General features: G+C 33.0%; 8 protein-coding genes and 2 pseudogenes. 1 reads left to right on the top strand and 9 read right to left on the bottom strand.

Translation table 11 applies throughout. From position 1 onward, the window contains the following. The first annotated feature begins 50 nt into the window (after nucleotides 1-50). Complete coding sequence (glsA, locus tag P5P87_RS14220) at nucleotides 51-1061, top strand: glutaminase A (protein ID WP_278019696.1); 1011 nt, start codon at nucleotides 51-53, stop codon at nucleotides 1059-1061. A 58-nt stretch (nucleotides 1062-1119) separates the two neighbouring features. Here glsA and rpe read toward each other — a convergent pair. The 9 genes and pseudogenes from rpe to P5P87_RS26285 all read right to left on the bottom strand — a co-directional run bounded on the left by rpe (nucleotide 1120) and on the right by P5P87_RS26285 (nucleotide 12609). After that, nucleotides 1120-1784: pseudogene (gene rpe / locus P5P87_RS14215) on the bottom strand (ribulose-phosphate 3-epimerase). 377 nt (nucleotides 1785-2161) lie between these two features. Further along, nucleotides 2162-3025 carry a sigma-70 family RNA polymerase sigma factor gene (locus P5P87_RS14210; RefSeq protein WP_007804760.1) on the bottom strand — a complete coding sequence of 288 codons (864 nt, stop codon included), beginning with the start codon at nucleotides 3023-3025 and terminating at the stop codon, nucleotides 2162-2164. Between the two features lie 162 nt (nucleotides 3026-3187). Continuing rightward, a complete protein-coding gene (locus tag P5P87_RS14205) occupies nucleotides 3188-4390 on the bottom strand; it encodes an MPN domain-containing protein (RefSeq protein WP_278019695.1) in 1203 nt (400 codons plus the stop codon). 31 nt (nucleotides 4391-4421) lie between these two features. Then, nucleotides 4422-4892, bottom strand: coding sequence for a hypothetical protein (locus P5P87_RS14200; protein ID WP_278019694.1), 471 nt, complete (start codon nucleotides 4890-4892; stop codon nucleotides 4422-4424). Nucleotides 4893-4906: 14 nt separating this feature from the next. Continuing rightward, nucleotides 4907-6082, bottom strand: coding sequence for a DUF4249 domain-containing protein (locus P5P87_RS14195; RefSeq protein WP_198854682.1), 1176 nt, complete (start codon nucleotides 6080-6082; stop codon nucleotides 4907-4909). A gap of 54 nt (nucleotides 6083-6136) precedes the next feature. Further along, nucleotides 6137-7330, bottom strand: a complete 1194-nt coding sequence (locus P5P87_RS14190) for a DUF4249 domain-containing protein (protein ID WP_198854681.1) — start codon at nucleotides 7328-7330, stop codon at nucleotides 6137-6139. A gap of 55 nt (nucleotides 7331-7385) precedes the next feature. After that, nucleotides 7386-8573 carry a DUF4249 domain-containing protein gene (locus P5P87_RS14185; RefSeq protein WP_278019693.1) on the bottom strand — a complete coding sequence of 396 codons (1188 nt, stop codon included), beginning with the start codon at nucleotides 8571-8573 and terminating at the stop codon, nucleotides 7386-7388. Nucleotides 8574-8605: 32 nt separating this feature from the next. Next, nucleotides 8606-9814 (bottom strand): DUF4249 domain-containing protein, encoded by a 1209-nt coding sequence (locus tag P5P87_RS14180; RefSeq protein WP_278019692.1) that lies wholly within the window; start codon nucleotides 9812-9814, stop codon nucleotides 8606-8608. A 9-nt stretch (nucleotides 9815-9823) separates the two neighbouring features. Continuing rightward, a pseudogene (locus P5P87_RS26285) lies at nucleotides 9824-12609 on the bottom strand (TonB-dependent receptor). Nucleotides 12610-12926: the final 317 nt, after the last annotated feature.

Raw genomic sequence — 12926 nt, 5'->3', positions numbered from 1 at the left:
GTTTATCTATAAATTAATCTAGAATAGAAATAAGAATGCCTTTTTTTAAAATGAACAAGCAATTGATTTTTGCTGGTTTAATGATTGTTTTTATCATAAACCACGGCTATAGCCAAACAATACTGAATAAACAAAATATACAAAATACCCTTAATGAAGCGTTTAATAAATTTAAAGATGTAAAAGAAGGAAAAAATGCTGATTATATTAAAGAACTAGCCAATGTTGATCCCAATATTTTTGGTATTGCGCTTGTTACTGCAGAGGGAGCCATATATACAAAAGGCGATATAACGTCAATGGTTTCAATTCAAAGCATCTCGAAAGTATTTACGATGGCAAAAGTAATTGAGCAAGAAGGATCACAGTTTTTAGAAGACAAAATAGGCGTAAATGCCACAGGATTACCATTTAATTCTATTGTTGCGATAGAAATGCATAAAGGTGATAAAATTAATCCTCTTGTAAATCCTGGAGCTATTGCAACTACGAGCCTTATTCGAGGTAATGATTCTATAGCAAAATGGAAAGAAATCCAGAAAATTCAGAGTGACTTTGCTGGAAGAGAGCTTTCTCTAAATCGTCCTGTTTATATAAGTGAAGCTGGGGATAATTTACGAAATCAAGCTATTGCACATTTGTTATTGGCTTATAACAGAATATATTTTGATCCAGTACAAGCAACAGATCTTTATACGAAACAATGTGCATTGAATGTAAATGTAAAGGATCTTGCTACAATGGCGGCCACATTGGCAAATGGAGGCGTTAATCCTGTTACAAAGAATAAGGTGGTTAGTCAGACAACTGTAATGTATACTTTACCTGTAATGGCAACTGCAGGTCTTTATGATAATTCTGGAATTTGGCTGTTTAATTCGGGACTTCCGGCAAAGAGTGGAGTTGGAGGAGGAATATTGGCTGTATGTCCTGGCAAATTTGGAATTGCTGTTATTTCGCCACCATTAGATAACTCTGGAAATAGTTTGAAAGCTCAGAAAGTTATCCAATATGTTGTAGAAAAACTTAAAGCAAATCCTTATTGGATTGAACCTGAGTAGGTTTTAGATAATAAAAAAAGTCCAAAAATTATTTTGGACTTTTTTTGCTTTTGAAAATTTAAAAAGCAGTAAGACTTTTTAAATCTGCTATGGTTTCTGTTGGGTTTTCAGCTTTAAAAACAAAGCTTCCGGCCACTAAAACATCTGCTCCAGCTTCGACTAATTGTTTTGCGTTTTTGCTGGTTACACCGCCGTCAATTTCGATTAATGTTGAAGCGTTTTTACGAGTAATAAGTGCTTTTAGCTTCTTTACTTTGTCGTAAGTGTTTTCGATAAATGATTGTCCTCCAAATCCAGGATTTACACTCATAATGCAAACTACGTCGATGTCATTAATAACGTCTTCTAATAAGTCAACATTGGTATGTGGATTCATGGCAACACCAGTCTTCATTCCTTCTGCTTTAATAGCTTGCAGTGTTCTGTGTAAGTGTGTGCAAGCTTCGTAATGTACAGTAAGCCCATTTGCTCCTAAATCGGCAAAAGTTTTTATGTAACGATCTGGATCAATAATCATTAAATGTACATCAATATACTTTTTTGCATGTTTTGAAATTGCTTCTAAAACGGGCATTCCGAAAGAGATATTCGGAACAAAAACTCCATCCATAATATCGATATGAAACCAATCAGCCTGACTGTTATTAATCATTTCTGCATCACGCTGTAAATTTCCAAAATCCGCATGACAAGAACTGAAGGAGCAATAAGTGTATTTTTCATTGTGTGTTGTTTTATTGCAAAGATAAAGTTTTTATACTGTTGATTATAATTTAACCGCAAAGCACGCTAAGAATTACGCAAAGTGCACTAAGTTTTTTGCCACAGATTAAAGGAATTAAAATGATTTTATAATCTGTGTAAATCCTTTAATCTGTGGCTATTTCTTTTTTTCTTTCTGAACTTTGCGTAATTCTTAGCGTGCTTTGCGGTAAAAAAAACTTTAAAAAATAAAAAACTCCGGTAATCAGCCGGAGTTTCAATCATCAATCAAAAAACGAACAGTCAATCAAACTGTTGTTTGCGGTACAAAGGTTTCAAGTTTCATGTTTCAAGTTACAAAAGCAACCTGAAACTTTAAACCTGAAACAAATATTGTCTTATCCTAAATATGTTTTAAGGATTTTACTTCTAGAAGTGTGCTTCAATCGACGGATTGCTTTTTCTTTAATCTGACGAACACGCTCACGAGTTAGGTCGAAAGTTTCACCAATTTCTTCAAGAGTCATTGGGTGCTGATCGCCAAGACCAAAATACAAACGAACAACATCTGCTTCTCTTGGAGTTAATGTTTCTAAAGAACGTTCGATTTCAGTACGAAGAGATTCGTGAATTAATTCTCTATCTGGATTTGGAGATTCGCCAGAACGTAATACGTCATAAAGGTTAGAATCTTCTCCTTCAACAAGAGGAGCATCCATAGATAGGTGACGTCCAGAGTTTTTCATAGACTCTTTTACGTCGTTAACAGTCATGTCAAGTTCTTTTGCAATTTCCTCAGCAGAAGGCGGACGCTCGTTAGATTGCTCTAATAAAGCATACATTTTGTTGATTTTATTGATAGAACCAATTTTATTTAATGGTAAACGTACAATACGAGATTGTTCTGCTAAAGCTTGAAGAATCGATTGACGAATCCACCATACAGCGTAAGAAATGAATTTGAAACCACGAGTCTCATCAAAACGTTGAGCCGCTTTAATTAAACCTAAGTTTCCTTCATTAATTAAGTCAGGAAGAGTTAATCCTTGGTTTTGATATTGTTTAGCCACAGATACTACGAAACGTAGGTTGGCTTTTGTTAGTTTTTCTAAAGCTCTTTGATCACCAGCCTTTATTCTTTGTGCTAATTCTACCTCTTCATCAGCGGTAATTAGGTCAACTTTTCCAATTTCTTGTAGATATTTATCTAACGATGCAGTTTCACGATTAGTTACCTGCTTGGTGATTTTAAGTTGTCTCATGTTGTTGTCTCCCTATTTTTAAAGTGTACAAATGGTTATACGTATAGAGTGTCGAAAAAGTTACAATATAATAAAAATATTTTTTATTTTTTATAAAAAAAGAAAAACCTGCCTTTAATGGGCAGGTTTTGTGAGTGTTATGTTTTTTGAAAAAACTAAATTTTAATTTACAGCAGTATTTTGAACTTCAATATTTTCTGTAACAGACACTGGAATTCCATTTTTGGTAAAACCTTCCAATCTAATTTCAAAAGTTCCAGATAAATCTGAAGTATAGAATGAAGTATCAGCATCACTGTTTAGTTGAGCATTAGGATTCCAAAGCAATTGATTTCTAAAATCTGGAATTCTATCATTATCAGAACCGCTTTCATATTTTACTTTGTTGTAAATCTTTTTAGGTTGCGGTCTCAAAACAGTTGGTTTTGCTATAAAACTTCCTGTTTGAGTATTTTTAAAATCTTTATTGAAAGTTGTAAAACTAATTAATCCGTTAAAAGATCTTGGCCCAATGTAATATCTTCCTATAATAAGCTCGACTTTGTAGACATTTTTCATGCTGTATAGCGCCAAGTCGTTTACATTTTCTAAATATTCTCCATCTACAAGAACAAGTGCAGATTCAGGAAGCTGCGGGAAAACATTCGGGTCGGTTACGTGCAAATAAAGATTATTGTCTTTCTGTTTAGAGTAAATTTCAACAACAACCTCGGTAATTGTTTCCTTTAAAGTTTTAAAACGAGTATAATCATCTAAAACATATTCTTTTGCAAGCGGATAGTAAAATGCATCTGTTGTAGGCGCTTTTTCTATATTGTCTACTTTTTTGTAGAAATATGCATTTTCAACTTGGCTAGAAACAGATCTTTCTAGCAAACTTTCTTTGAAGGTATAAGATAGGCTCGTGTTTTTTTCGAATGATAATTTAGAGTAATCTATTTCTGGACTATTGTTTACAACAAGGTTATAACCGCTTGCTTTTTCGTCTATGATCTGCAAAATGATATTTGATGTGTAATATGTTTGTCCAACATTGAAAATAAAGTTACCGTACATGTCGGTTTTTACAACTTTGAAAGCAAAAGATTTTCCAGGAATAGACAATCCAACAGAAATATTTGCAATCTTATCGGTACCATTTTTTGCTGAAATTGTTCCTGCGATAATCTCTCCTCTAAGTTCTGGTAACACTAATTTTTGATCTTGTTTTTGTGTATCCAACGCAATCGGATAAGATGGATTAGAAGCAAAACCTACCGCAGAAATTTTGTCTGAAGAAGGAATGTTGTCTAATTTTCTAACAGAAAGCGAATAATTTCCATTTTTGAAATCGGCATTAGAAGATTGAATTTTTAAATCAACCAATTCTCGATTTGTAAACGATTTTTTATTCAAATTAAGAGTTATGTTGTCGTTTTTTAAATTTTCTGAAGCATTTGATTTTGTGCTTGCTAGTTAAAACTTTTTCGGCATTAGTCTTCTCATCTGTTTTATACGGATTGATGATGTTGATGTCTAGTTGGAACAATTCTGAGATTGGTTTGTTTAGCATCCAATTGGTATATCCAACTAATTTGTAATTACCTGTTTTTACAGTTGTCGGAATAAAGTAATCTCCTTGTCCAACTCCATTTTCGAGTGCAATTTTAGTTTTAAAAACAGATTTGTGGTTGTTGTCAACAATTTCTACGTAAGCTATTTTGCTTATGTTGCTTGGCGTTTTATCAGACGATTTTAGGCAGTAAACTTTGTACAATAAAGTTTCTCCTGTAACAAATGATGTAGCATTAGAATGAACGTATACCGTTTCATCTAAAGTAATTGTTTGCTGTGCTCTGCTAAATTGTGTATTAATTAATACAAGCAATAAAAATAAATGTTTTAGTCTATCCAAAATGAAGGTTTTATGTTTGATGAAAATGATGTGCAATCTCCGCAGGCGACGTCTACAAGAGTATAGTTTGAACCAGCGCCACTAACGTATGTCATAAGGTTTTTATTTATATTATAAATCATAGTTTCTCCCTCGCAGTCTTCTGTGCCAAAGCAGAATTTAAAAGGAACGTCGTCGCAGCTGTTAAAATAAGGTATTGGGCTTGTAGGGAAAAAATCGGTATAATTGAAGAATATTCTAGACTCAGAATAAGAAGAAACATCAAAAAAGCCTATAACTTTTGTAGCCGAATCGTTTATGCATCTTATATTTCCAGCAATAATACCAGGTTGTTTTGGGTTTAAAATACTTGAAGAACTTGACATGTCTTTTATTGTTTTATGAAAAGTATATGCTTCTAAACTTTCAATATATTGTTTTACCAATATGCTGTATCGATGTCCAATTATGTAATCATTTTTATCGATAAATCGAATAGGTAAGTTTACGCGGTCTTCTGTCAGGTCATTAGTATTAACCAAAATTATATCTGTTGATTTTTTGGTTGAGTAACAAGTTTTAGTAGCAGGATCGTTATTAATCAAATCTACTGTTTGCAGAGAAGTGCTAATGATTTTGTAAACATTCCATTTTGGTGCGACAATTTTGAAAGTTTCCTCATATTCATATCTGTAGTAATTTGAAGATTTTGTTGGATCGTAATTGTTAACATTAATCTGAACACCAGTTTCATTGTCTTTATTTACTGCAAGTGCAGGAACAACACTTTGGATTGGATTTACCTTTGTCAAAGTTTGCGGGTTTGACTGATAAATCTTTCCATCTTTAGTAGTGACTTCTAATGTGTATTTAGCATCTGGAAGAGCTTGAAAAGCTACCTGAGATTTATATACTCCTGAGCTTTCTACAAATAGATATTCGTTTCCTTGGTCGTCTCTAACAACGACTTTAGCGCCACTTTCTACGGCAACTTCTGTATCTTCAAATTTTGAAGTTTTAGTGATTTTAATTTCTTGGTTTTTAAGTTCGTTTGTTAATGTTGCTTCAATTACTATTATTTCTTCATAAGTGTTAGTTAAAAGCGGATATGTTTCTGTACAGCCACTAAAAAGGACTGCTAGAAATGCTAAAAGGATTGTATTTTTTATTAAATGAAATTTCATGGTTTAAATCTATTCTTTTTAATCTGATTCTGGTTTTATTGTAAAAAGGAATTTTTAATTATCCACCCAAAATGGAGGTTTAATACTCGATGCAATTGTTGTACAGTCTCCACATGGAGAATCTACCCAAAAGGTCAAACCTGTTCCTGTTCCCGAATAATAGGTTATTTTCCCTAATGATAAATCAGTAGCGTAATGTCCCCAGTTCGTGCAAGGGTCAGGAACTAAAGACTCATCTGTTGAGTAGCAAAACTCTTTACATTCTTCTACATAAGGTGGAGGAAATTTACCTGGAAATAAGTCTTCATAGTTAAAATAAATTCGTTCTGTCGATACAGAGCAAACATCAAAATATCCAGATATTTTACTGTCATTATTAATACCTCGTAAATTTCCCAATAAAAAGCCTGGCTGAGTAGGAGAAACAATAGTACCTCCAGATGCAGCGCTTTTTTTCAATGTATTGTAATAATTGTATGCTGTTTGACTTTCTATATATTGTCTAACCAAAATGCTATATCGGTGTGTAATAATGTAATCTTGGTCGTTAATAAATCGAATTAAATAGTCTACACGATCTTCTTTTAGATTGTTTGTACTTTGTAGCATTAATTCTATATTTTTTCCAGAACCATAACAAGTTTTAGTGCTGGGTGAATTTGGAAGGAAAACAGGAGTTTGCGTGCTTACGATCCAATCAATTTTTGTAGGTCTCCATTTTGGCGCAATAACTTTGTAGGTTTCCTCGTATTCGTATCTGTAATAAGTTGATGAGTCGGTAGGATCAAAGCTGTTTACGTGAATAGCAACACCATTTACACCATCTTTTTCTTCAACCGTAGCCACTACACTTTGTATAGGATTTATGGTGGTTAGAGTTTCTGGCGATGACTCAAAAGATCTACCGTCTTTAGTGGTAATATGCAGCTGGTATTTAGTATTTGGAACTGCCTGAAATTCCGTATCAGAAACATATTTATCTAAATCTTCACTAAAATTATATTGATTGCCGGCATCATCAGTAATGAAAACTTTTGCTCCGCTTTCAGACAGGTAGTTTTCATCTTCAAATTTTGCAGATTTGGTAAGTTTTATTTCTTGCTTTTTAAGTTCATTGGTTATATTGGCTTCTACAATAATTACTTCTTCAAATCTGTTTGTTACTAACGGATATGCCTCTGTACAACCATTAAAAAGGATTGTAAGAAGGGCAAGGAAGATTATATTTTTTATGATGTAAAATTTCATTTTTTTGATGTTCTTTTTAAGTTGATTGAATCTTTTAAAAACTAGATGACTTTGTTTAATCTACCCAAAAAGGAGGTTTTATGTTAGAGGCAATTTTTGTGCAATCTCCGCAAGGGGCATCAACCCAATAAGTTGTAATAGTATTAGCACCGTCTCCTGAAAAATAGCTTATTTTTCCGAGAATCAAATCGTCTAAATAATGGGGGGCCGAGTGTGTGCAAGGAGGAGGATTAAAAGGAGATTCTGCAATACAATATTGTGTGCAATCAATAACATACGGAGGTGGGAATTTATCTGGAAATAAATCCTTATAATTGAAATAAATTCGTTCCGTAGAAACAGAGCACACATCAAAATATCCTGATATTTTACTGTCACCATTAATAGCTCTTAAATTACCCAATAAAAGACCTGGCTGGGTTGGAGAAGTAATGGTTCCTCCAGAAACTGCCGTTTTATTCAATGTGTTATAATAGTTGTAAGCGACAAGACTTTCTACATATTGTCTAACTAGAATGCTGTATCTGTGTGTGATAATATAGTCTTGGTCATTAATAAAGCGAATTAAATAATTTACGCGGTCTTCTTTTAGCGTATTTGTATTTACTAGCATAAATCCTACGCTTTTTTTAGAACCATAGCAAGTCTTAGTATCTGGCGAGTTTGATTCAAATATAGGCCCATTATTCCATACAAGTTTAATAGGCAGCCAGTTTGGGGCAATAACTTTATATGTTTCCTCATATTCATATCTGTAATAAGTTGATGTGGCTGTAGGATCAAAGCTGTTTACGCGAATACCTACGCCGTTTATATCGTCTTTTTGTTCAATTGCTGCGACCACACTTTGCATAGGGTTAATGGTCGTAAGCATTTCTGGGGATGATTCAAAAGATCTTCCGTCTTTGGTGTTAATGTGTAATTGATATTTAGTATTTGGAACAGCTTGAAATTCTATATCTGAAACATATTTTTCTGAATCGTCACTAAAATTATATTGATTGCCAGCATCATCGGTAATAAAAACTTCTGCGCCACTTTCAGAAAGGTAGCCTTCATCTTCAAATTTTGCTGATTTGGTCAATTTTATTTCCTGTTTTTTTAGCTCGTTAGTTAGGCTGGCCTCTACTATAATTACTTCTTCAAACCTATTTGTCACTAACGGATATGCTTCTGAACAACCATAAAAAAGGGTTGAGAGAAGAGCTAGTGGGATTATATTTTTTATGATTTGAAATTTCATTTTTCGATGTTCTTTTTAAGTTGATTTGATCTTCAAAAAAATAGATAATTCTTTATTAATCTACCCAAAAAAGGTGGTTTTATGTTAGAGGCAATTTTTGTACAGTCTCCGCATGGAGCATCAACCCAATATGTTTCAAGAGATTTGATTCCATCTCCTGAATAATAAGTTATTATTCCTCGAGGCAAATCATCTAAATAATGACAGCAATGTGTACAAGGAACAGGGTTATAAGCTTCTTTTTCATAACAAAATTGTGTACAATCTACAGCATAAGGAGGAGGAAATTTACCTGGAAATAAATCCGCATAGTTAAAATAAATTCGCTCAGTCGATACGGAGCATACATCAAAATATCCTGATATTTTACTGTCGCCATTAATTGATCTCAAATTACCTAACAAAAGACCGGGCTGAGTAGGAGAAGTAATAGTTCCTCCTGAGACAGCTGTTTTGTTTAATGTATTGTAATAATTGTAAGTCGCCAGACTTTCTACATATTGCTTAACTAAAATACTGTATCGGGTCGTAATAATATAATCTTGGTCACTAATAAAGCGAATTCGATAATCTACACGATCTTCTTTCAGTTTATTTGTATTTAAAAGCATAAATCCGATGCTTTTGTTAGAACCATAGCAAACCTTAGTGTCTACAGAATTTGGTTCAAAGGTTGGCCCGCCATTCCATACAAGTTTTGTTGGCGACCATTTTGGCGCAACAACCTTGTAGGTTTCCTCGTACTCAAATCTATAATAGGTCGATGTAGCTGTAGGGTCAAAACTGTTTACACGAATACCAACACCATTAATATCATCTTTTTGTTCAATCGCTGCTACTACACTTTGGATAGGTGTTATAGTGGTAAGGATTTCTGGCGATGAAGCAAAAGATCTTCCGTCTTTGGTGTTAATGTGTAATTGGTATTTGGTATTAGGAACAGCTTGAAACTCTATATCTGAAACGTATTTATCTGAATTTTCGCTGAAATTGTATTTATTGCCTGCATCGTCAGTAATAAAAACTTCTGCTCCACTTTCTGGAAGATAATTTTCATCTTCGAACCTTGCAGATTTGGTAAGTTTTACTTCTTGGTTTTTGAGCTCGTTAGTTAGATTGGCTTCAACAATCAGTACATCTTCAAATCTATTGGTTACCAATGGATATGCTTCTGTACAGCCATTAATTACAATAGCAGTAACAAGTAAAATAATAATCTTATATAGATTGTGATTTTTCATTTACTCGTATTAGAATTTGAAGTTATACGTAATACTTGGTACTGGGATTGAGAAAATAGATGTTTTATAGCCTTTTACTTTTCCATTTGGATCTGTTACGAAATAAATAGAATACGGATTGTTTCTTCCTAGAACGTTGTAAATAGAAATATTCCAGAAACTATGTGCTAGCTTTTTAATTTTATGGTTTCCTTCAATGTTAACTCCAATATCTAAACGAATATAATCTGGAATTCTATAAGCATTTCTATCACTATACAAAGTATATTCTGAGTTTCCGTAATGGAAAGTACCAATAGGATACGTTATAGGTCTTCCTGTTTGATATAAGAAGTTAGTTGATAAACTGTAACGTTTTGTAAATCTATAATTTAAAATCGCACTTAAATCATGAGGTTTATCAAAGTTAGCAGGGAAATATTCTCCATTATTTACGATTTCTGAACTAAACTGGCTGTCTAGTTTGATAAAAGTACGAGAATAAGTATATCCAATCCATCCGTTTAATCTTCCAGTCGATTTCTTTAATAATAACTCAACTCCGTATGCTTTTCCTTCACCTTGTAAAAGTTCGGTTTCAACATTTTGGTTAAGCAATAATTGCGCACCAACTTTGTAATCTAGAATGTTTTTAGATTTTTTATAATATCCTTCTAAACTTACTTCGTATTCTTCATCTTTTAATGTTTTGAATAATCCTAACGAAACCTGTTGAGCGGTTTGAGGTTTTACATTAGAATCAGATAATTTCCAAGTATCTGTTGGTGATTGAGTAACATTACTAGATAATAAATGAATATACTGACGAGTTACATCATAACCTGCTTTTACAGAGAAATCATCTGTAAGGAAATAACGTGCGACGAATACGAGGCTCTAGTCCGCCGTATGTTTTTATTACTTCATTATTTTTATAAGTCGTTGTTCCTGTCACTGTTTCGGCGCTCAATGGTAAACCAGGAGCATAAGTATTTACATCACCAGGACCTAATGCCATGTAATAAGAATACCTTAATCCAAGATCAATAAGTAATTTATCATTGAATTTATAACTGTCAGATAAATATGCTCGCAGATTCTAATGCTTTTTCTTTTTCAATATCTGTTGGGACTAAAGTAGCTTCCGGTTTTGTAGGGTGCTGATATCCTGGCGAGATATTGTATAGTTTGCTAGCAATACCATAAGAAAAAGTATGTTTTGGGTTAAGTTGGTAAGTGAATTTTGCCTGTAATTGCGATTCGTTTACTTTATAACCAAAATCAAATGAATTTATATCATCTGAATCGTAGTCAATATTGAATTTGTATTCACTGTTTGTGAAAATGAAAGCGACTTTATTTTTTTTGTTAAAAGTGTGATCCCATTTAATAGAAGCCAATCTGTTGCTGTATTTGTAAATAGAGTCAGAGCTTAAACTAAAACGGTCGTGGCTATAATATGCTGTAGCTTCTAAATTGTTATTAGCGTTAATCGCATTATTGTATTTAAAAATTCCATCATAAAATCCTGCTTGACTGTTTTTTAAATCTTCATTATCAAGCGCCTTTAAAATCCAATCAGAATATGTTGCACGTCCTCCGACAATAATACTAGATTTATTTTTTTCGATTGGAACACTTAACGTAAGATTCGAAGTAATAGGACCAATTGCTCCCTCACCTGAAAATTTTTCCTGATTACCATTTTTGGTAGCGATATCAAACACAGACGACAATCTTCCTCCAAAATCTGCAGGAATACTTCCTTTGTAAATATCGGCTTTCTTTGTAGTGTATGGATTAATAGCAGAGAAGAATCCTAAAAAGTGCCGCGGATTATATAATACAGCATTGTCCAAAAGAATTAAGTTTTGATCATCTTTTCCACCTCTAACATTAAATCCAGCAGAACCTTCACCTGTGGTTTTAATCCCAGGAAAAGTAGTCGCTACTTTAAGAATATCTCTTTCACCAAGAATTAAAGGAACATTCTTGATTCCTTCAATATCAATAGAAACCAAACCAGAAACAGTAGTTTCAGTAGGTTTTTGTCCTTTCTTTTTAATTACAACTTCGTCAAGTTGGTTTGATTTTTCGTTGATATTAACATCAAATGCACCATCATCATAAACCATTAAAGTTCTTACCACTTCTTTATGGCTTAATGATTTGATTTCAATAATATTTATACCTCTAGGAAGTTGTAGAGTATAATTTCCGTCAGGGTCTGTAGAAGTATTTATGTTTTTATTTCGAACTTTAATATAAATATTTGGTTCAGCTTTACCTGTTTCTTCGTTTCTAACTGTTCCAGAAACGGTAAAAGATTTTTTAGTAGCTTCTTTGTTTTCTTTACCAATAAAAACAATTGCAGATTTTTTATTTACGGTATAGTCGCTTAAAGAATCGTATTGCTGGTGAAATACAGGATTCTCGCTATCAGTATTTTTATTCTGATTTGTTTCAACAGGAGCATCAGTAAAATAATTTGCAGGCAAAGTATCGTGAATTGTACTGTTTAGTGTAAAGATTACTTTGTTTTTCAGGATGATATAATTCAAATCTGTTTTGCTTAATACTTTATTAAGCACATCATCGATTTTTGCATCTGTATAAGTTCCAGAGATCAGTCCTTTTTCAGCATTAACCCAAGTTGGATCAAAGTAAAATTTATATGCAGTTGCTTCTTCAATACGTTTTAGCGCATTGGTTAAAGTTTCGTCTTTAAAAGTGATAGATAATTTCTCATTCGTATTTTGTGCAAAAGACAATTGAAAAGAGAACGCGATAAGTAAGGAGAGTAAAAATTTTTTCATTTGTTTTATTTGCTTGATATTGACTGAGAGTTAAAGGTATATTTCATCAAATTTTTCATGAATTGATCTAAATCGGAATTTCTTAGTTCTCTGTTCAATAAATAAAACCCATTGATTTGCTTTTTCTGTTCTGGAAATAATTTAACAAGGTCGCTTTTGCCTCTTATTGCATAAATTTTACCTTTTAAATCAATAAAATAGGAGTTGTTTTCTTTGAAGGTAAAGTAAAGACTGCTTTCGTAAATCGTTTTCTGCATATCTTTATGGTGTTTGATATACAAGACCAATTCTGGAGCAATTTTGCTTTCCTCGTAATA

Source organism: Flavobacterium ginsengisoli (assembly GCF_029625315.1).
Classification (GTDB): Bacteria; Bacteroidota; Bacteroidia; order Flavobacteriales; family Flavobacteriaceae; genus Flavobacterium; species Flavobacterium ginsengisoli.
This window is presented reverse-complemented; position numbering and strand designations above follow the sequence as displayed.